Source organism: Variovorax sp. PEI5 (genome assembly GCF_056679935.1).
Window position 1 is genome coordinate 205991 of sequence record NZ_JBWXPH010000003.1, and the last position, 20335, is coordinate 226325.

Annotated in this window: 18 protein-coding genes and 1 riboswitch; of the genes, 11 read left to right on the forward strand and 7 right to left on the reverse strand. The window is 70.8% G+C overall.

The genetic code is table 11. The features are described from left to right. Positions 1 to 12 precede the first annotated feature (12 nt). Both AC1MLT_RS20435 and adh read right to left on the reverse strand, forming a co-directional pair. Entirely contained in the window at positions 13 to 399 is a 387-nt protein-coding gene (locus AC1MLT_RS20435) for a DUF779 domain-containing protein (protein ID WP_481036079.1), read from the reverse strand. Then, the gene (gene adh / locus AC1MLT_RS20440; RefSeq protein WP_481036080.1) at positions 396 to 1916 is read right to left on the reverse strand and encodes an aldehyde dehydrogenase; all 1521 of its coding nucleotides are present in this window, start codon (positions 1914 to 1916) and stop codon (positions 396 to 398) included. The genes AC1MLT_RS20435 and adh overlap by 4 nt, the downstream gene beginning before the upstream one ends. Positions 1917 to 2197: 281 nt before the next feature. On the opposite strand from adh, the gene AC1MLT_RS20445 reads away from it, so the two are divergent. The 6 genes from AC1MLT_RS20445 to AC1MLT_RS20470 all read left to right on the forward strand — a co-directional run bounded on the left by AC1MLT_RS20445 (position 2198) and on the right by AC1MLT_RS20470 (position 9088). Next, positions 2198 to 4117, forward strand: coding sequence for a sigma-54-dependent Fis family transcriptional regulator (locus AC1MLT_RS20445; protein WP_481036081.1), 1920 nt, complete (start codon positions 2198 to 2200; stop codon positions 4115 to 4117). Positions 4118 to 4275: 158 nt separating this feature from the next. Beyond that, positions 4276 to 4569, forward strand: coding sequence for a hypothetical protein (locus tag AC1MLT_RS20450; RefSeq protein WP_481036082.1), 294 nt, complete (start codon positions 4276 to 4278; stop codon positions 4567 to 4569). 73 nt (positions 4570 to 4642) lie between these two features. Further along, a riboswitch (yybP-ykoY riboswitch) is annotated at positions 4643 to 4819 on the forward strand. A gap of 6 nt (positions 4820 to 4825) precedes the next feature. Then, on the forward strand, positions 4826 to 5398 hold the full coding sequence (gene mntP / locus AC1MLT_RS20455; protein WP_481036083.1) for a manganese efflux pump MntP: 573 nt from the start codon (positions 4826 to 4828) through the stop codon (positions 5396 to 5398). A 153-nt stretch (positions 5399 to 5551) separates the two neighbouring features. Beyond that, positions 5552 to 6751, forward strand: a complete 1200-nt coding sequence (locus AC1MLT_RS20460) for an EAL and HDOD domain-containing protein (RefSeq protein WP_481036085.1) — start codon at positions 5552 to 5554, stop codon at positions 6749 to 6751. A 154-nt stretch (positions 6752 to 6905) separates the two neighbouring features. Continuing rightward, entirely contained in the window at positions 6906 to 8561 is a 1656-nt protein-coding gene (locus AC1MLT_RS20465) for a carboxypeptidase-like regulatory domain-containing protein (protein WP_481036086.1), read from the forward strand. Further along, positions 8558 to 9088, forward strand: coding sequence for a hypothetical protein (locus tag AC1MLT_RS20470; RefSeq protein ID WP_481036088.1), 531 nt, complete (start codon positions 8558 to 8560; stop codon positions 9086 to 9088). Before AC1MLT_RS20465 ends, AC1MLT_RS20470 begins: the two co-directional genes overlap by 4 nt. On the opposite strand, the gene AC1MLT_RS20475 is transcribed toward AC1MLT_RS20470, so the two are convergent. Next, positions 9081 to 9965: a LysR family transcriptional regulator gene (locus tag AC1MLT_RS20475; protein ID WP_481036090.1), complete on the reverse strand. Its 885-nt coding sequence runs from the start codon at positions 9963 to 9965 to the stop codon at positions 9081 to 9083. The genes AC1MLT_RS20470 and AC1MLT_RS20475 overlap by 8 nt on opposite strands. A gap of 117 nt (positions 9966 to 10082) precedes the next feature. Here AC1MLT_RS20475 and AC1MLT_RS20480 point away from each other — a divergent pair, with 117 nt between their 5' ends. The 3 genes from AC1MLT_RS20480 (at position 10083) to AC1MLT_RS20490 (ending at position 13593) form a co-directional block, all read left to right on the forward strand. Then, entirely contained in the window at positions 10083 to 11357 is a 1275-nt protein-coding gene (locus AC1MLT_RS20480) for a CaiB/BaiF CoA transferase family protein (protein WP_481036092.1), read from the forward strand. Positions 11358 to 11359: 2 nt separating this feature from the next. Then, positions 11360 to 12373, forward strand: a complete 1014-nt coding sequence (locus tag AC1MLT_RS20485; protein ID WP_481036425.1) for a hydroxymethylglutaryl-CoA lyase — start codon at positions 11360 to 11362, stop codon at positions 12371 to 12373. Positions 12374 to 12537: 164 nt separating this feature from the next. Continuing rightward, positions 12538 to 13593, forward strand: coding sequence for a Bug family tripartite tricarboxylate transporter substrate binding protein (locus tag AC1MLT_RS20490; protein ID WP_481036093.1), 1056 nt, complete (start codon positions 12538 to 12540; stop codon positions 13591 to 13593). A 54-nt stretch (positions 13594 to 13647) separates the two neighbouring features. Here AC1MLT_RS20490 and AC1MLT_RS20495 read toward each other — a convergent pair whose 3' ends face one another. Together AC1MLT_RS20495 and AC1MLT_RS20500 are read right to left on the reverse strand one after the other, a co-directional pair. Beyond that, entirely contained in the window at positions 13648 to 14547 is a 900-nt protein-coding gene (locus AC1MLT_RS20495) for an extracellular catalytic domain type 1 short-chain-length polyhydroxyalkanoate depolymerase (RefSeq protein ID WP_481036094.1), read from the reverse strand. Positions 14548 to 14699: 152 nt separating this feature from the next. Beyond that, positions 14700 to 15683 carry a Bug family tripartite tricarboxylate transporter substrate binding protein gene (locus tag AC1MLT_RS20500; RefSeq protein ID WP_481036095.1) on the reverse strand — a complete coding sequence of 328 codons (984 nt, stop codon included), beginning with the start codon at positions 15681 to 15683 and terminating at the stop codon, positions 14700 to 14702. 195 nt (positions 15684 to 15878) lie between these two features. Between AC1MLT_RS20500 and AC1MLT_RS20505 the strand changes: the two genes are divergently transcribed. Both AC1MLT_RS20505 and AC1MLT_RS20510 read left to right on the forward strand, forming a co-directional pair. After that, positions 15879 to 16880 (forward strand): aldo/keto reductase, encoded by a 1002-nt coding sequence (locus AC1MLT_RS20505; protein WP_481036096.1) that lies wholly within the window; start codon positions 15879 to 15881, stop codon positions 16878 to 16880. 142 nt (positions 16881 to 17022) lie between these two features. Then, positions 17023 to 19539 (forward strand): AI-2E family transporter, encoded by a 2517-nt coding sequence (locus AC1MLT_RS20510; RefSeq protein WP_481036098.1) that lies wholly within the window; start codon positions 17023 to 17025, stop codon positions 19537 to 19539. A 20-nt stretch (positions 19540 to 19559) separates the two neighbouring features. Here the strand turns inward: AC1MLT_RS20510 and AC1MLT_RS20515 are convergent, their stop codons facing one another. Further along, entirely contained in the window at positions 19560 to 20090 is a 531-nt protein-coding gene (locus AC1MLT_RS20515) for a hypothetical protein (RefSeq protein ID WP_481036099.1), read from the reverse strand. Beyond that, positions 20087 to 20320: a DUF2789 domain-containing protein gene (locus AC1MLT_RS20520; RefSeq protein ID WP_481036101.1), complete on the reverse strand. Its 234-nt coding sequence runs from the start codon at positions 20318 to 20320 to the stop codon at positions 20087 to 20089. The genes AC1MLT_RS20515 and AC1MLT_RS20520 overlap by 4 nt, the downstream gene beginning before the upstream one ends. Positions 20321 to 20335 lie beyond the last annotated feature (15 nt).

Below are 20335 nucleotides of genomic sequence, written 5' to 3' on the forward strand. Positions count from 1 at the left end.
TCCGGCGGTGGCTCAGGAGCGTTCCAGCGCCTCCAGCCGGGCCGCTTCCTCGTCGGTGAACAGCCGCGACCGCGTCAGGAACCGGAGTCCCTCCGGGCCCTCCAGCGAGAACATGCCGCCGCGCCCCGGCACGACATCGATGATCAGCTGCGTGTGCCGCCAGTACTCGAACTGCGGTCCGCTGATGTAGAACGGCGCGCCGTCGATCTCGCCGAGCAGCCGGTCGTAGTCGCCGATGTGGAACTCCCCCTGCGGGTAGCACATCGGCGCGCTGCCATCGCAGCAGCCGCCGGACTGGTGGAACATCACCGGCCCGTGCCGGGCGCGCACCGTGCGGATGAGATCCACCGCCGCCGGCGTGCAGACCACGCGGCGCAGGTCGAGCTCACCCTCGCTCAAAAGAACCCCATCGGCGATTCGTCGTAGCTCACCAGCAGGTTCTTGGTCTGCTGGTAGTGGTCGAGCATCATCTTGTGGTTCTCGCGGCCGATGCCCGAGGACTTGTAGCCACCGAAGGCCGCGTGCGCCGGATAGTGGTGATAGCAGTTGGTCCAGACCCTGCCGGCCTGGATCCCGCGACCCATCCGGAAGGCGCGGTTGGCGTCGCGGCTCCAGACGCCCGCGCCCAGGCCGTAGAGCGTGTCGTTGGCGATCTCCAGGGCTTCCTCCTCGGTCTTGAAGGTGGTGACCGAGACCACCGGGCCGAAGATCTCCTCCTGGAAGATCCGCATCTTGTTGTGGCCGGCGAAGATCGTCGGCTTGACGTAGTAGCCGCCCTCGAGCTCGCCCTCGAGCAGGTTGCGCTCGCCGCCGGTGAGCGCCCGCGCGCCTTCCTGCTTGCCGATGTCCAGGTACGACAGGATCTTCTCCAGCTGCTCGCTGGAGGCCTGCGCCCCGATCATGGTGGCCATGTCGAGTGGGCTGCCCTGCTTGATGGCCTCGACGCGCTTGACCGCCTTCTCCATGAAGCGCTCGTAGATCGACTCCTGCACCAGCGCTCGACTCGGGCAGGTGCAGACCTCGCCCTGGTTGAGCGCGAACATCGCGAAGCCCTCGAGCGCCTTGTCCAGGAAGCTGTCGTCCTTGGCCATCACGTCGTCGAAGAAGACGTTGGGCGACTTGCCGCCCAGCTCCAGCGTCACCGGAATGATGTTCTGGCTGGCGTACTGCATGATCAGCCGGCCGGTGGTCGTCTCGCCGGTGAAGGCGATCTTGGCGATGCGGTTGCTCGATGCGAGCGGCTTGCCGCATTCCAGGCCGAAGCCGTTGACGACGTTGATCACACCCGGAGGCAGCAGGTCGCCGATGAGCTCCATCAGGACCAGGATCGACGCCGGCGTCTGCTCGGCGGGCTTGAGCACCACGCAGTTCCCCGCCGCGAGCGCCGGCGCCAGCTTCCACACCGCCATCAGGATCGGGAAGTTCCACGGGATGATCTGGCCGACGACGCCCAGCGGCTCGTGGAAATGATAGGCATAGGTCTTGGCGTCGATCTCGCTGATGCCGCCCTCCTGGGCCCGGATGCACGAGGCGAAATAGCGGAAGTGGTCGACCGCCAGCGGCATGTCGGCCAGCGTGGTCTCGCGGATCGGCTTGCCGTTGTCCCAGGTCTCGGCCATGGCCAGCATCGGCAGGTTCTGCTCCATGCGGTCGGCGATCTTGAGCAGGGCATTGGCGCGCTCGGTCGGCGAGGTCCGGCCCCAGGCCGCCTTGGCGCCATGCGCGGCATCGAGCGCGCGCTCGACATCGGCCGCGCTCGAGCGGGCGATCTCGCAGAACACCTTGCCGGTCACCGGCGTGACGTTCTCGAAATAGCGGCCCTCGACGGGCGCCACCCACTGGCCGCCGATGAAGTTGTCGTAGCGCTTGCGGAATGGCACCTCGGTACCGAATTTGCCGGGTTCCAGCATGTCCATGGTCATGTCTCCTGGGTCGTTGGTGAAGGATCGAAAAGGTCGGCCGACGGGCGCGACGCCACGCTCCATGCAACCGGCGTACCGGCTTTTCTAGGGACTATCCCTGAGACGTCCCCGGCCCCTTCGACACCGCCCCCTGCAGCCGGGGCGCGCGACGCGCGGCCGACGTGCGATGCCCCCAGAACCAGCGGCAACCCGCATTGATCGATGTCGCCAACTGCGACACAGTGCGGGGAGCCGGTCGCGAAGTGCGACGGCGCGCGACAAGCCGGAGACGACGAATGGGCAATGCGACGGGCATGGTGCGGCGGACCGATCGAGCGCGCGAACTGTTCTTCAACCAGGGCCGCATGCCGGGCGAGGACATCGCGTCGCACGTCGCCCGCTCGTGGGCGCGTTCGCGGGGCGCCGGGGTCTGGACCATGGCCTCGACGCCGCTCGACGGCGCGGCGCTCGACCAGCGTCGCGAGGCCGCGCGCCTGCTGCTGGCGAGCGCCCAGCCCGAACTCGACGCCCTGGCCGAGCACGCCATCGGCCAGGGCTGCGTGGTGATCGTCACCGACGCCGCCGGCCTGATCCTCGACGAGGTCGGCAGCCCCGACTTCCTGCCCAAGGCCGAACGCGCGGCGCTGCTGCCGGGCGTCGAATGGTCGGAGCAGCGCTGCGGCACCAATGCCATCGGCACCGTGCTGGTGGAGCGGCGGCCGCTCGCCATCCTCGGCGGCGAGCATTTCCTGTCGGGCCACGGCACGCTGGGCTGCGCGGCGGCGCCGATCTTCGGCGGGCGGGGCGAGATCGTCGGCGTGCTGGACATCTCCGGCGACGCCATCCGCATCGATGGCCACACCCTCGGGCTGGTGCGCATGGCGTCGCAGCAGATCGAGCACCGGATGATGCTGGTCCAGGCGACCGGCGACCTGCTGCGCTTCCATCTCAAGCCCGCCGTGCTGGGCAGCCCGCGCGAGGGCCTGCTGACGATCGTCGACGGCCGCGTCGCCGCCGCCAACCGGATCGCGCTGACCCTGCTCGGCCGCTCGATCGAGGACGTGCTGGACCAGCCGGCCGACGACTGCCTCGGCCGCGCCTGGGGCCGCGGCGGCGGCGAGGACTTCGGCCTCGTCCTGCCGGGCGGGCAGCCGGTCGTGGCGAGGCGGCTGCGCGAAGGCGCCCGCCTGGTGCTCCCCACGATCGCGGCGCGGCCCGCGAAGCCGCCGCTGATCGCGGGCGCCGGCCCGGCCGCGGCCCCGATCGCCGATGACGTCGATCGCGCCGAGGATCCGCGCATCGCACGAGCGCTCGCGCAAGCCACCAAGGTCCTCGACGCCGGCGTCGCCGTGCTGGTGACCGGGGAGACCGGCGTCGGCAAGGAGGTCTTCACCCGCCGGCTGCACGCGGCCAGCCGGCGTCGGGAGGGTCCACTGGTGATCGTGAATTGCGCCGCCCTGCCGGAGAACCTGATCGAGTCCGAGCTGTTCGGCTACGAGGAAGGCGCCTTCACCGGGGCCCGGCGCCAGGGCGCGGTCGGGCGCATCCGCGAGGCCGCCGGCGGCACCCTGATGCTCGACGAGATCGGCGACATGCCGCTGGCGCTGCAGACCCGCCTGCTGCGCGTGCTGGAGGACCGCAACGTGCAGCCCCTGGGGGGCGGCCGGGCCGTGCGGGTCGACTTCCAGCTCGTCTGCGCGACCCACTGCGACCTCGCCGCGCTCGCCGAGGCAGGCCGCTTCCGCAGCGACCTGATGTTCCGCATCGACGGCTACGAGGCCCGTCTGCCGAGTCTGCGCGAGCGCCAGGACAAGGAGGCGTTGATCCAGCGCGTCTTCGGCGACGTCGGCGGCCGCGACAAGCGGCTGGTATTGGGCGACGACGCCCTCGACACGCTGTGGCGCCATGCCTGGCCGGGCAATGTCAGGGAACTCGTCAACGTGCTGCGGACGCTGGTCGCCCTGGCCGATGCCGGCACCGAGGTGGGACGCGACGCGCTGCCGGCGCGTCTGCTGGCGCCCCCGGCATCGATGCCGCATGCATCGGCCGCGATGCCGCCCTCCGCCCCTGCCGCGCCGCTCGCCGATGTCGCCCAACAGGCGATCGAGCAGGCCCTGCGCGCCGCCGCCGGCAATGTCGCCCGGGCGGCGGCGCAGTTGGGCGTCCATCGAAGCACCATCTACCGCCACCTGCGCCGCGCCAGTCGATCATGCTGAATGAAAGAACGAACAAAAGTAATACCAATTTGCTCGTTAGGTTTTGTGGCGAATGTAGTTAATTAGTACTTTGTTTTGCCTATAGGACGTTTCTGACATGTCACAAGTACAAAAGTTGTGGATGATCTGTGCATCCAATTTCGGCTAAGAGGTCTTTGATGTTTTTCAATCTCTTCAGTGCTCATCCCAGTGCACACCTCAAGAGGGCGGTTCTCATGCTTCACGAAGCCCAGATGGCTCGCCTGGAGCATGAAGCCGCGGCGGAGCACCACGGTGCGTTGGCACGCATGTATGCCGAGCGGGTCCAGCGTCTCGAGGCCGAGGTGTTCCGGCCCCAGCACGTGGAATCCGAGGAAAAGGTCGCCGAACCGACCTTGACGCCATCGGAAAAGCAGGTGCCGCTCTATTCACTGGATGGCAATCGCAGGGCTTCGCTGCCCTCGGCCGCGTGAATTTCGGCCACTTTTGAAAGCGAAAGACTGACGCATCGCGCCGTGCGGCGGTCTCGAGCGGCTAGACTCGCTGCTCCCTTGGGGAGTAGCCAGCTTTCATCTCCTGAAAGCGCCCGTGTCAACATACTCGGCATGTCGCATGCCGTGGCGCGGGCAGCCGTTGAACGGTCGGCGAGACCATCGGCATGTCACCGCGACGCAGGTCGGGCAGCGGAGGCATGCCCTTGCGCTCGCCCGGCCGAAAACGTTCCGCTCCATGAATCTCGCTTCCACCGCCGTGCTCGCACTGGCGATGTCCACCGATGCCTTCGCCGCCGCCGTCATCAAGGGCACGGCACTCCAGAAACCCCGTTGGTCGGAAGCCCTGCGCACCGGTGGCATCTTCGGCGTCATCGAAGCCCTCACGCCACTGATCGGCTGGGGACTCGGCTATGCGGCCGCCAGCTATGTCAAGACCTGGGACCACTGGATCGCCTTCGGCCTCCTGACACTGCTCGGACTGCGCATGGTCCTGGCCGCCTTGAACGCGGACGAGACATCGGAGGAAGAGAAACCCGCGCGCCACGGCTTCTGGCTGCTGGCCATCACCGGTTTCGCGACCAGCATCGATGCGATGGCGGTCGGGGTCGGCCTGGCCTTCCTGGACGTCAACATCGTCCCGGTGGCATTGGCGATCGGGTTCACCACCTTCGTCATGGTCACGCTGGGCGTGATGGTCGGGCGTGTGCTCGGCAACATCGCCGGGCGCTGGGCCGAGGGGCTGGGCGGTGTCCTGTTGATCGGCATCGGCTGTGCGATCCTTTACGAACATCTCAACGGACTGGCCTAAAGTTCGAGCGTGAGTGGCCGAAGAATGAGGTAAGGAAAAAGCATTCCGCGTTTTTCCCCTCGTCGTCCTTCCATCATTTCACCCACTCGACACCCGATCTCCATGGCGCCACCGCTGCAGACGCAATCGCCTTGGCAGGCCGCACCATCTCCGATGCCGATGGCGACGGCGACGGCGGTGCGCCGCATCATGGTGGATGTCGATGGCCGGGTGGCCGGCTACCGGATCTCGCCGCTGCGTCCGCGCGGCTGGGAGACGGCGAGCGTCGTCGCACCCTCGGAGGCGGACGTCGAGGACGATGCGATGACCTTCGCCAAACCGACGTTCGTGCGCTGCACCTGCGCCGAGCTCGCGGCCGGGGACTTCGCCGGCCTCGATCCGACGACCACCGTCTTCGACGTGCGGGAGATCGCCGGCATGGCCTCGCCCCAGCTGCTGCAGGAACGCGCGACGCTCGAAGCGGTGCGGAGCCAGGGTTTCAGGCTGGCGTTCGACGTCAAGCTCCTGCAGACCACGCACGCGGCCTTCCTGCCGCTGACGTCCTTCGTGATCCTCGACATGGGGTCGCTGGAGGTCGGTCGAGCCGCCGCGGTGGCCAAGGCCATCGAGAGCCGGCAGAAGGCGACCACGGTCGCCGTCCAGGTCCGCACGCCCGCCGTCTTCGATGCGCTCGCCACAGCCGGCGTGGCGCTGTACGAGGGACTCTGGTTCGCCGAGCCCACGCGTCGGACGGCCGTGGCGCCGGTCGGCCATGCCGGCCTGCTCGAATTGCTGAACCAGGTCGCGCAGGACGCCGACGTGGCGGAGATCGAGGCCCTGCTGAGGCTCCACCCGACCATCAGCTACGAACTGCTGCGCCACATCAACACCGCCGGCTTCGGCCGGCAGACCGAGGTCACCTCGTTCAGGCATGCGGTCATGACGATGGGCATGACCCGGCTCCTGCGCTGGACCGCCCTGCTGCTGGCACGCACCCGGGTCGGCGATGTCGCCCCGGCGGCCAGCACGCTGGCGGTGGTACGCGGACGGCTGATGGAACTGCTGGTGCGCGACGTGCTGTCGCCCGCCGAGGGCGATCTGGCTTTCATCGCCGGGATGTTCTCGATGCTGGACGTGCTGCTGCAGGTGCCGCTCGAACAGGCGCTGGGCCTGCTCAGCCTGCCCACGGTGGTGATCGACACCGTGCTGCGCGATCGCGGACCGCTGGCGCGCTACCTCCAGATCGCGCGGGCCTGCGAGAAGAACGACATGGCGACGCTGGCGATCCTGGCCGAGCGCTTCGGCATCACGCAGGCGCACGCGATGCGGGCGCACGGGCAGGCGCTGGCCTGGGCCGAACGCCTGGACACCTGAACGGCGGACCGGGACCGCCGGGACGGTCCTCGCCCGTCATCTGCCAGATCCATCACGATTGCCCATGTCTTTGCGCCAGCGCAGGCGAAGACGACGCGCGCCATCGGACAATTTGCAAGTCATCACGGACACGATCAGTGTCATCTCGTTCCCAATGAAACAAATCCACAGCACCCGAAGGCTCCGTGACACGGAACGCCGCCCGTCACATGCTCCCGGTCTCCGTCCCGGATGGGCCCTCGCACTGCTGCTGACGCTGAGCGCCTGTGGCGGCGGCGGCGGCGGCGACTCGGCGCCGGCGACCGGATCCACCGCCGCGCCGGCGGCCTCCGCCAGCGATCCGGCGGCCACCCTGCCGATCGACGGCGTGGCCACCTTCGAATCGGTGCCCAGCACCAGGGCCGGTCTCACCTACGGGGCCGGCAGCGCCAAGCCGATCCGCGGCGCCGTGGTCGAGATCGTCGATGGCGCCGGCGCCACGGTGGCCACCACGGTCACCAATGCCAATGGCGCGTATCGCGCCTTCGTGCGGCCGAACTCGACGGTCTCGGTGCGGATCAAGGCCCAGACGACCCAGTCGGCCGGCGCCACCGCCGCCGATGTCTCGGTGCGGGACAACACCAACGGCGATGCCATCTACGCGCTGCAGACGCCGGCCTTCGACGTCGGCAGCATCCCGTTCGTGCGCAATGTCTCCGCGCCCTCGGGCTGGACCGGCAACGGCTATGGCGCAGCGCGCGCGGCCGCGCCGTTCGCGATCCTCGACACCATCTACACCACCCAGGCCAAGCTGCTGTCGGTCGCGCCGGCGACGGCCTTCCCCCCGCTGCAGGTGTTCTGGAGCGTCAACAACCGCCCGGCGGCCGGCAACGCGGCGCAGGGCGACATCGGCAGCACCGCCTTCACCAGCAACGCCCGCGGCTTCGCCATCTATGTGCTGGGCCGCGAGAACGTCGACACCGACGAATACGACGCCTCGGTCGTCGCCCACGAATGGGGGCACTACTACCAGGCCGCGTTCAGCCGCGACGACTCGATCGGTGGCCCGCACTCCAGCAACGACCGGCTCGACTTCCGGGTCGCCTTCTCCGAGGGCTGGGGCAATGCCTGGTCGGGCATCGCGCTCGGGCGCGACGACTACACCGACTCCTTCGGGCCGCAGCAGGCCCAGGCGGCGCGCACCTCGCTGTCGAACGCGGCCGTGCCCAGCCCGGGCTGGTTCCGCGAGGACTCGATCCAGTCGATCCTCTGGAACCTGAACCAGCAGGTCGGCTTCAAGGGCATCCACGACGCCTTCACCGGAACGCTGCGGCGCGGCGCGGCCGTGACGTCGATCCATTCGTTCGCGGCCGCCTATGGCGCCGCCTCGCCCAACGAGGCGCCCGTGCTGGCCCGGCTGCTGGGCGGCCAGGCCATCAGCCCGGCGACGAACGACGCCTTCGGCACGTCCGAGACCAACAATGGCGGCGTGCCCTCGGCCCTGCCGCTCTATCGCGGCGTCACGGTCGGCGGCAGCACGCAGGTCTGCGTGAACTACGAGGCCGGCACCGGCAATCGCCTGGGCAACTTCGCCTACCTGCGCTTCACGGCGCCCGCGGCCCGGACCTATGCCATCACCGCGACCGGTGGCGCCGGCAGCAACCCGTCGCTGGCGGTGTGGGGCGCCGGCAGCGGCCTGATCGCGGCCTCCAGCGCCTCCGGCAGCACCGACAGCGTGAGCCCCCGGCTGCCGGCGGGCGACATCGTCATCTCCGTCAACGACATCAACGACTCGATCGCCTCGCCATGTTTCACCGTCACCATCCAATGAAGCGCCCCGCCGCCGGGATCCTCGCCGGCCTGATGCTGGCGGGGCTGGTCATGCCGCTGGCCGCCTGCGCCGATGGCGTCGCTCCGCGCGCCACGGGCGAGCACGCCCGGACGCCGACGCGCCTGGAGACCGCGCCGCGCAAGGTCAACGGCTCGGGCATCACGGTGCGCTACCAGGTGCCGGCCGCCACCGCGCCGGGCCAGACCGCGCGCGTCACGCTGGTCCTCGACGACGTCGTCGATCCGGACGGCGCCTCGGTGCGCCTGGCGGCCGACGGCGGCCTGGTGCTGCTGCAGGACGGCCGGCCCCTGGCGCTGCCGGCCGGGCGCGCCACCACGCTCGAAGTCGACGTCACGCTGCAGGACGCGGCGGCCGGCTACCTGAGCGTCTTCACGACGCAGCGCGGCGTCACCAGCGTGACCTCGATCCGCGTGCCGGTCGCCGGTGGCACGGCGGCCACGGGGTCCCCGACCCGGCTCAAGGAGACGCCCGAGGGCGAGAAGCTGATCGTCATCCCGGTCAAGTGACGCACAGGTGATCGACCAGGCTGCGCGCCGCCGGCGACAGCGCGTCGAGTGAGCGCACGCACACCACCAGCTGCCGGTGGGCCCAGGGCTCGTCCAGGGTCACGGCGCGCACATTCAGCGCTGAAAGATACAGCCGGGCACTCAGGCGTGGCAGCACGCCGATGCCCATGCCGGCGGCCACCATCAGCGACATGGCGTCGTAACCGCTGACCTGGATGCGCAGGCGCAAGGGCAGCCCGAGCTCGCCCGCCGCCCGGTGCAGCTGGTCGTTGACCGCGCTGCCCGGATGGGCGCCGACGAAATCGTGCGCCAGCGCGTCGCGCAGGGTCGCCTTGCGGCGCGCCGCCAACGGGTGCGCGCGCGGCACGATCAGCACCAGCTCGTCCTTGCGATAGGGCAGCACCGTCAGCGCCTCGCCATAGGAGCCGGCGTTCAGGATGCCGATGTCGGCGCGGCTGTCGGCCACCGCGCGCGCGATGGCGCTGCTGATGCGCTCCTGAAGATGCACCTGCACCTGCGGCGCCGCTTCCATGAAGCTGCGCAGGTCGTCGGGCAGGAACTGCGTGATGGCGGAGATGTTGGCGAACACGCGCACGTGCCCGCGCAGGCCGCCGGCGTGGCCGGCCATCTGCTCGGCGATGTCGTCCAGGCCGTGGAGCACGCCACGCGCCAGGCCCAGCAGGGTGTGGGCGGCGGCCGTGGCTTCCGTGCCCTTGTTGCTGCGCTGGAACAGCACCGTGCCCAGCGCCGTCTCGAGCTCGCTGACGCGATGGCTGACCGCGGCCGGCGCGAAATGCTCGCGCCGCGCCGCGGCGGCGATGGTGCCTTCCTCCATGACGGCGACGAACAGGCGCAGCGATACGGGATCAAGTCTCATGGGCCGGCATTACACACCGGCGGGCGCGCCGTTGTGGCGCCGCCATCGCGGATCACGATGGCAGCGTCGTCAATGGCCGCTTTGCGCCCGGCGCGGGATTGGCCATCATCGCGCTCCATGACCGATGCCACCGCCACCGCCGCCACTGCCGCGACCCTCGCCACCGCCGATGCCTCCTCCCGTCCCGCCGCCGGGGCTGCGGGTGGCGGCGCGCTCGCCGGCCTGCGCGTGGTCGAGATGGGCCAGCTGATCGCCGGTCCGTTCTGCGGCAAGACCCTGGGCGAGTTCGGCGCCGATGTCGTCAAGATCGAGGCGCCATCGAGCGGCGACCCGCTGCGCAACTGGCGCCTGCTGCAGGATGGCACCTCGGTCTGGTGGCAGGTGCAATCGCGCAACAAGCGCTCCGTCGCGCTGGACCTGCGCGCCACCGAGGGTCAGGACATCGCGCGCGCCCTGATCGCCGAGGCCGACGTGCTGATCGAGAACTTCCGCCCCGGCACGCTCGAAAGCTGGGGCATGGGCTGGGAGGAACTGCGCGCGCTCAATCCCGGCCTGGTGATGCTGCGCATCTCCGGCTATGGACAGACCGGTCCCTATCGCGACCTGCCCGGCTTCGGCGCCATCGGCGAGGCGATGGGCGGGCTGCGCCATCTGACCGGCGAGCCCGGCCGGGTGCCGGTGCGCGTCGGCGTGTCGATCGGCGACACCCTGGCCGCGCTGCACGGCACGATCGGCGTGCTGCTGGCGCTCTATCACCGCAAGGCGCATGGCGGACCGGGCCAGGTGATCGACGTCGCCCTGCACGAGGCGGTGTTCAACGTCATGGAGAGCCTGCTGCCCGAATACAGCGCCTTCGGCGCGGTGCGCGAGGCCGCCGGCAGCGCCCTGCCCGGCATCGCGCCCTCCAACGCCTACAGGTGCGTCGATGGCTATGTGCTGATCGCCGGCAATGGCGACAGCATCTTCCGCCGCCTGATGCAGGTGGTGGGCCGCCCCGACCTCGCCACCGCCGCCGACCTGCAGGGCAATGCCGGCCGGGTGGCGCGCGTCGAGGAACTGGATGCCGCCATCGGCGAATGGACCCTGACGCGCCCCATCGCGGAGGTGCTGGCCCAGCTGGGCGAGGCCCGCGTGCCGGCCGGCAAGGTCTACACCGCGCGCGACATCCACGAGGACCCGCACTACCGCGCCCGCGACATGATCCTGCGCCAGACCACCCGCGACGGCCACGAGATCGACGTGCCCGGCATCGTGCCCAAGCTGTCGCTGACCCCCGGCACCGTGCGCTCGCCCGCGCCACGGCTGGGCGAAGACACCGACGCCGTGCTGCGCGAGGCCGGCCTCACGACCGAACAGATCACCCTGCTGCGCGCCAAAGGAGCCATCGCATGACCATGCACACCACCGACACCCCCGCCGATCTCTGGCGTGGCGCCCGGCGCCGCCTGCACCTGCAGGAGGTCGGCCCGCGCGACGGCCTGCAGATGGAAGCGGCGTTCGTGCCGACGGCCGACAAGATCGCGCTGGTCGATGCGCTGTCGGAGGCCGGACTGGCCAAGATCGAGGCCACGGCCTTCGTCTCGCCCCAGGCCATCCCGGCCCTGCGCGATGCCGAGATCGTGCTGCGCGAGATCCGGCGCGCGCCCGGCGTGGTCTACACCTGCCTGGTGCCCAACCGGCGCGGCGCCGAGCGCGCCATCGAGGCGCGCGCCGACGAGCTGAACCTGGTGATGTCGGCCAGCGAGACCCACAACCTGGCCAACCTGCGCATGACGCGGGCCCAGTCCTTCGCCGCGCTGTCCGGCGTGATCGACATGGCGCGCGAGGCGGCCGTGCCGGTCAACGTCTCGCTGTCCTGCGTCTTCGGCTGTCCGATGGAGGGCGATGTCGCGCCGGCGGTGGTGCTGGACTGGGCGCGGCGCTTCGTCGACGCCGGCGCGCGCGGCATCACGCTGTGCGACACCACCGGCATGGCCTACCCGACGCAGGTGGCGGCGCTGGTGCGCGAGTTCCGCGCGCGGCTGCCCGGCACCGAGCTCACCCTGCATTTCCACAACACGCGCGGCATGGGCCTGGCCAACGTGCTGGCCTCGATCGACGCCGGCGCCGACCGCTTCGACGCCTCGCTCGGCGGCCTCGGCGGCTGCCCCTATGCGCCGGGCGCGAGCGGCAACGTCTGCACGGAGGAGATCGTGCATGCGCTCGAACTGATGGACTACGACACCGGTTGCGACCTGTCGCTGCTGCTGCGGGCCGCGCAACGCCTGCCGGGCCTCATCGGCCACGAGATCCCGAGCCAGATCGTCAAGGCCGGCCGTCGCCTCGACCTGCATGCGCCGCCGCCGGACTTCGCGGCCTGGCGCGACCGCGCCCATGCCCGCGAGGCGGGCACGCCGACCGAGACCTGAGCCGCCCGCAGCGGCGCCGGTCCGCCGGCCCCGCCGACCGCCATGCGACCCCTGCACCTCGGCCGGACGCCATGGCCCGGATGCACTCCCCGGCGACCACGCCTTGCTGCGGGCCACCGGCACGCACTTCACCGAACAACGAACGAACAGAGAGACTTCCGCAGATGACTCATTCCATCCACATCCCCGCTTCGAAGCGCCCGGGCGCCGTCGCCATCGCGATCCCACGCCGTGCCTTCGGCACCGTGGCCGCTTCCGCCCTGCTGCTCGCCGCCCTGGCGGTTGCCGTGCCGGGCGCGCGGGCCCAGACGGCGGCCGCCGGCTATCCGAACAAGCCGGTGCTGATGCTGGTCCCCACCGCCGCCGGCGGCACCACCGACCTCGCCGCGCGCATGCTGGGCGTGCCGCTGGGCACGGCGCTCGGCCAGACCGTCGTGGTCGACAACCGGGGCGGCGCCAACGGCGGCATCGCGGCCGTGGCGGCCAAGCGCGCCGAAGCCGATGGCTACACGCTGCTGATGCAGTACTCCGGCTACCACGTGATCACGCCGCTGGTCAGCAAGCAGACCTTGCAGTGGGAGGCCAAGGACCTGACGCCGGTGGCCAACGTGCTGTCGGCGCCGCAGATCGTCGTCGTGCGCGCCGACCTGCCATTCAAGACCATGGCCGAACTCATCGCCTACGCCAAGGCGAATCCCGGCAAGCTGAACTACGCCTCCTCGGGCAACGGCTCGCTGCAGCACGCCACCGGCGCGATGCTCGAGCAGCAGGCCGGCATCCGCCTCACGCACATCCCGTACAAGGGCACCGGCCCGGCCCTGCAGGACATGCTGGGCGGCCAGGTCGACCTGACCTTCGGCACCGCGCCGCCCTTCGTGCCGCACATCCAGTCGGGCAAGCTGCGCGTGCTGGCCACCACCGGCAAGACCCGCCTGGCCAGCCTGCCGGACGTGCCGACCACCGCCGAGGCCGGTCTGCCGCGGCTCGACGCCACCTCGTGGTTCGGCGTCTTCGCGCCGGCCAAGACGCCCCGGCCGATCGTCGACAAGCTGTCCGCCGACATCGCCAAGGTGGTCTCGACCCCGGCCTTCAGGCAGAAGGCCCAGGACCAGGGCGCCACCGCCGACTACCTGAATCCGCAGCAGATGGACGCGCTGGTCAAGGCCGAGACCACGCGCTGGGCCGAGGTGATCAAGGCCGCGAAGATTGAGGCCGACTGAGGCCGACTGAGGCCGGGCCGGCTCCGGGGCGCGGACCGGCGCGCCGCGCGACGCTCAGGCGCGCGCCCGGCGCGGGTTCTCCAGGAAGAAGCGCAGCATCTCCGCGCTGGCCGAGATCCCGGCCGGATCGGTGTAGCTGCCACGCGCGTCGCCACCCGACCAGGCATGGCCGATGCCATGCAGTTCCCAGTGCTCGACCGGCCCGCCCATGGCGGTGGCGGGATGGCAGGTGCGCGTGTAGCGCCGGCCCTGCGCCGAGGCGCCCGTGACGCGCCGGGCCGGTGGCCCGCCCATCAGGTCCAGACCCCGGGCCGATTCGACCACCGCCACGCCATTGTCGGGATGCACGACCTCGTCGGCATCGCCCTGGAACACGATCATCGCGTGGCCCTCGACCCGGCCGGCGAGCGGCTTCATGCCATGGCGCATCACCGCCAGCGCCGCGATCGCGTCCGTGGCCGCGCCGCGCGGCAGGCCCGAATGCACGCCCGCGGCCGCGAACAGATCGGCATGGCATTCGGCCAGGATGGCGGCCATCGAACCGCCCGCCGAGAGGCCGGCGACATACACGCGCGCCGGATCGACATCGTGCGCGCGCATCACCGCGCGCGTCAGGCCCGCCAGCATGGCCGGCTCGCCGCGATCGCGCTGCTGGTGATTGGGCTTGAACCAGTTCCAGCAGCCATGCGAGTTGGCGGCGTGTTTCTGCTCGGGGTAGACCAGCACCACGTTGTGCGCGCGGGCCAGTTCGTTCATGCCGGTGCCGGTGGCGAAATCGAGCGGATCCTGCTGGCAGCCGTGGAGCATGAGGACCAGCGAGCGCGGTGACTGGGCGCCCGACGGGACCGGCGGCACGTAGAGCCGGTAGTCGATCCGGCGGCCTTCGTGGATGGCCTGCTCCTGGGTCCACCGCTCCGGCACCCGGGGCACGACCGCTTCGGGTGGTCGACTCAACGGCGCGCGCCGGCGGAGGAAGGGAACGACACGTTCATAGAGACGCCGCAGCAAGGATTTCATTCGGGCACAGACGATCCGGCAGGCAGGACGGCGCATGGTAGACCACCCACCCTGCTGCCTCCCCCACTGCCTGATCCTATTCTGGCGCCTCAGTCGAGCGTCGCGCCCGAGGCCTTCACGATGCCTTCCCATTGCGGCAGCTCGGTGCGGATCAGGGTCGCGAACGCGGCCGGCGTGCCCCTGAAGACCTCGCAGCCCTGGGCCGCCAGCTGTTCCTGCACGTCCTTGCTGTCGAGCACCTGCGCCAGCGCCGCCTGCAGCCGGTCGATCACCGGCTTGGGCGTGCCCGCCGGCGCCAGCAGGCCGTACCAGGGCGTGGTGCCCAGGCCCGGCAGGGTCTCGCCGAGGGTCGGCACGTCGGGCAGCGCGGCGATGCGCTTCTCGTTGGCCACGGCCAGCACCTTGAGCTTGTTGGCCTTGATGAAGGCGATCGAAGAGGGCAGGCTCTGCACCGACAGCGGCAGCTGGCCGCCCACCACGTCGGTCACCGCCGCCGCCGAGGTCCGGTAGGGCACATGGACCATCTCGATGCCGGCCTGCTTCTTGAGCATCTCGCCGATCAGGTGGTTGAGCGTGCCATTGCCGGCCGAGGCGTAGCTGATCGACCCCGGCGGCGCGGCCTTCACGCGCGCCACCAGCTCCTTGACCGAGTTGGCCGGGAAGGACGGGTTGGCCACCAGCACGTAGCCCGCCGTCGCCACGGTGCCGATGGGCGCGAAGTCCTTCACCGGGTCGAAGCCGATGTTCTTGTAGAGCCAGGGATTGACCACGTGCGCGCTGTTGGTGGTGAGCACCAGCGTGTAGCCGTCGGGCCGGGCCTTGGCGGCATAGGCGGTGCCGATGTTGCCGCCGGCGCCGGGCCGGTTGTCGATGACCACGCTCTGCTGCAGCAATGTCGCCAGCTTGGGCACCACGATGCGCGCGATGGCGTCGTTGGCGCCGCCCGCGCCCTGGGGCACGACCACGGTGACGGGCTTGTCGGGATAGGCGCCCTGCGCGAAGGCCGGGGCGGCCAGCAGGGTCGCGAGCAGCGGCAGGGCCAGCCGGCGGGTCAGGGGCATCGTGGATGTCATGGGTGTGTCTCCGTTGCTTGTGGGCACCGGCCGGGCCGGTGCGGATGGGTCCGGGCGGGAATTTGCCATGAAGGCCATCCGATCGTCGCGATCCGGTGCCTTTGGCTTGCAGACCACCGGGACAAATTCCGGTACATCTGTTGCATGCGACGCGAATTCGCGTTCCCTCCCGTTCTCTCGCTCCGTCACGCAGGCATGACCCCTTCCGATCCCTCGTCCCGTCGCGACCCGACCCGCGCGCGGCTGCTGCGCGGCGCCGCCGGCATCGCGGCGGCGGCCGTGCTGGCGCCCGTCGTCCGCGCCCAGGGCCGGACTTCATCGGCCACCGGTCCCGCCCCGCGCGACGCCGAGCCGACCCGCGCCCCGACCACCATGCTCACGCGTTCCATCCCCTCCTCCGGCGAGGCCCTGCCGGTGATCGGCTGCGGCACCTGGATCGGTTTCGACCACGCCCCCGGCAGCGTCGAGTACCAGCGCCTGCCGGGCGTGCTGCAGGCGCTGTTCGACGCCGGTGGCCGCGTGCTCGACAGCTCGCCCATGTATGGCCGCGCCGAGCAGACCACCGGCGAGCTGCTGGCCGCCGCGCCCGCGCCCCGTCCTCCGGTCTTCCTGGCGACCAAGGTCTGGACCCGGGGCCGCGCCGCCGGCATCGCGCAGATGACGCAGTCGTTCGAGCGGCTGGGCGTGCGGCGCGTCGACCTCATGCAGGTCCACAACCTGGTCGACTGGCGCACCCAGCTCGACACGGTACGCGCCTGGAAGGCCGAGGGCCGCATCCGTCACGTCGGCATCACCCACTACACCGCGAGCGCGTTCGACGAGGTCGAGGCGGTGCTGCGCGCCGAGCCGCTCGACGTCCTGCAGATCAACTATTCGATCGACGACCGCGCGGTCGAGCGCCGTCTGCTGCCGCTGGCGGCCGAGCGCGGGGTGGCGGTGATCGTCAACCAGCCCTTCGGCGGCGGCGGCCTGCTGCGGCGCCTGCGCGACCGGCCGCTGCCGGGCTGGGCCGCCGAGATCGGGGCCACCAGCTGGGCCCAGCTGCTGCTGAAGTTCACGCTGTCCCAGCCGGCGGTGACCTGCGTCATCCCGGGCACCAGCCGGCCGGAGCACATGGCCGACAACGCCCGCGCGGGCCAGGGCATGGTGCCGGACGCGGCCTTCTGGCGCGGCCGCATCGCCGACGTGCTGGCGTGAGGCGCCGCCACCGATCCCGGCGGCACCGACGGCACCGGCTCGCGGCGCCGGTTCCGGCCGCGCCCTCACCCTCGCCATTCCCGCTTTCCGCGTCCGCGGCCGTACCTCCCGTACCCTCGGCGATCCCTACCGGAGCTTCGCAGTGACAGATTTCCAGCAGTCGGCGCAGGACATGGCGCCCCCCCGCCCGCGCGCACCCGTGGAGGACCCGCTCGAGCAGGCGCACCTGGCCTCGCTGCGGCAGATGAACGATCCCGGCAACGTGCTGCTCACGCTGCTGCCGGAGCTGCGCCTGATGATGGGACTGGTGACGGCGGCGATCATCATCGCCGCGCTGTACTTCGGCCGCGCCATCCTGATCCCGCTGGCACTGGCCATCTTCCTGGGCTTCGTGCTCGACCCGCTGGTGGTGCGGCTCAAGCGCCTGGGCCTGCCGCGCATGCCGGCGGTGGCGGTGGTGGCGGTGGCCACGCTGGTGCTGATCGGCCTGACCGGCCTGTTCCTGGCCAACCAGGTCAGCACTCTGAGCGCGCGCCTGCCGACCTACCAGAACAACATCGTCGACAAGCTGCGCGACCTGCGCGAGGGCGCCGACAAGCCCGGCATGTTCGATGGCGTCTCCAAGACCTTCGAGACGCTGCGCCGCGAGATCAACCTGCCGGTGACGCCACCGACGCCGGTGGCGGACTCGACGCGGCCGGGCGCGCAGAACCTGACGCCGCGCCGCGTGGTCATCGAGGAGACGCCGCCCTCGGCCTTCGAGACCGCGACCGAGTGGCTCAAGCTGGGCAGCGGCCCGCTCGCCACGACCGGCATCGTGATGGTCTTCGTGGTGCTGATCCTGCTCGACCGGCTCGACCTGCGCGACCGCATGCTGCGGCTGTGGGGCGGCAGCCTGCATCGCTCGACCGACGCCATGGACGAGGCCGGCGCGCGCATCAGCAAATACCTCATCATGCAGCTGGTGGTCAACGCTAGCTACGGGCTGCCGCTGGCGCTCGGGCTGTGGATCATCGGCATTCCGGGTGCCCTGCTGTGGGGCGCCACCGCCATCGTCATGCGCTTCGTGCCCTATGTCGGACCGATGATCTCGGCGGCCTTCCCGCTGACCCTGGCCTTCGCCATCGATCCGGGCTGGCACATGGTGCTGTGGACGCTGGCGCTGATCGGCGTGCTGCAGATGATCAGCAGCAACTTCGTCGCCCCCTGGCTCTATGGCGCCAGCACCGGGCTGTCGGCGATCTCGCTGATGGCCTCGGCGATCTTCTGGACCGCGCTGTGGGGTCCCGTGGGCCTGGTGATGTCGACGCCGCTGACCGTCTGCCTGCTGGTCATCGGGCGCTACCTGCCGCGCCTGCAGTTCCTCGACGTGCTGCTGGGCAGCCAGCCCGCGCTCGACGCGCCGACGCGCATCTACCAGCGCCTGATCGCCGGCGATGTCGAGGAGGCGATCGAGCTGGCCCACGAGCAGACCGGCAATGCCAAGGTCACGGCCTTCTACGACCAGGTCGGCCTGCCGGTGCTGCGCATGGCCAGCCAGGACCAGGGCAGCGCGTCGACCGCGCACCACCGCCACCGCATCGTCATCGGCATGGAGACCCTGATCGACGACGTCGCCGAGATGCATCCCGGCGCGCTCGGCCCGGCGCGCCCGATCACGGTGTGCATCGGCGCCAAGTGGGAGATCGACACGCTGGCCGCGCGCATGCTGGCCCATTCGCTCACGCTCGAGGGCCTGCCGGCGGAGCACCGGCCGGCGGCCACCATCAGCGCCGACTACATCGGCCGGCTCGACCTGAAGGGCGCCCAGGTGGTGCTGCTGTCGTACTTCAGTCGCGACCCGCAGGTGCCGGCGCGGCACTTCTGTCGCCGCCTGCGCCGGCGCTGGCCCGACATCCACATCATCCTGGGCCTGTGGAACGCCCCGGCCGACCTGCTCGGCGAGGCGGCCTGCAAGTCGCTGGGCGCCGATGCCGTGGTCACCTCGGTCACGGAAGCGGTGATCCGCATCGTGGCGCTGACCGGCGCCAAGCTCGACCAGGGCTTCCTGGTGCCGGAGATGCCGGCCGACGATGCCGTGCGCATGGAGGCGCTGCGCACCAGCGGCGCGCTCGACGCCCGGGCCATGCCGCTGTTCGAGGCCGCCTCCAAGCGCGCCGCCGACATCTTCGACGTGCCGCTGGCGATGGTGTCCCTGATCGAGGAGAACCGGCAGAACGTGCTCTCGGCGCATGGCGCGCTGGTCACGCCCGATGCCTCCGGCGTCGCGCCGGTGACGGCGGAGGAGCTCAACGTGCCACGACCACTGTCGATGTGCAGCCACGTGGTGGCCAACGCGCAGACCATGGTGGTGCCCGACGTCAGCCGCGACCTGCGCTTCGCCGGCAATCCGGCGCTGGGCGCCAAGGGCGTGCGCTTCTACGCCGGAGCGCCACTGCGCGATGCCGGCGGCCACGTGCTCGGCACGCTGTGCCTGCTCGACATGGAGCCGCGCGTGCTGAGCCAGCGCGAGGTGAAGCTGCTGGAGGCGATGGCCGACGACGTCATGACGCTGCTGCGCCAGACCCGCGCGCAATGGGGCGATCCGCTGCCCGCCGGCGCCGAGCCGATCGCGCAGCCAGCCTCGGCGACGGTCGGCCAGCCGTTGCTGGCGGGCTAGGCGCGACGGCGCGCGCGTCGTCAGAGCGTGCGCGCGTCCTTCACCACCCGGGCCTTGTGCACCAGCCGCACCGTCGCGCCGCGCGCGTCGATGCTGCGCTGCGCATAGATGTCGGTGTCGCCATCGACCCAGGAGGCGATGTCGCTGCCGGGATCGCGCGTGACGAGCTCGGCGCCGAAGCGCGCCCGGCCCCAGTCGCGCAGCGCCATGAATGCAGCCTCGCCCCGGTCGGCCGCGTCGATGTCGGCGGCCACGTATTCCACGCGCACCAGCCGGCCGCCGCCGAAGAAGAACACCGGTTCGAAGTCGAGCGAGGCGAAGTGGACCGGCGCGCCATGCCAGAGGCCGGCGACGCCGCCGGCGAGGCGCGCCGGGCGATGCACCCGCGTCGCATCGGGCACCGCCTCGCGCAGGGCGGCCGCGTTCATGCCCAGTTCGACACCGGGCGGCAGCTCCTGCGCCACGACCTCGCGCGCCGCCCCACCCGCGCTGGCCAGCAGCGCGAGGGCCAGGGCCGGGACATGCAGGCGAAAGGGGAGCCGCGCCCTCAATCGCGCAGCAGCACGTTGAGCTGGTCCACCACCGGGATCCATTCGGCGTCGTCCTTCCATTCCTCGCGCAGGAACTGGGACTGGGCCGGCGTCCAGAAAGGCGCGTCGGGCAGCGCCATCTCCTGGGGGACGGGACGGTTCTGCGCCACGAACTGGTCGATGTCGGCGGCTTCGCTGGGCAGTCCGAGCTGGTCGAAGAGGGTCTGGAGAGTGGGAGTCGTGGTGTCCATGGAGCGTCCGGAGGA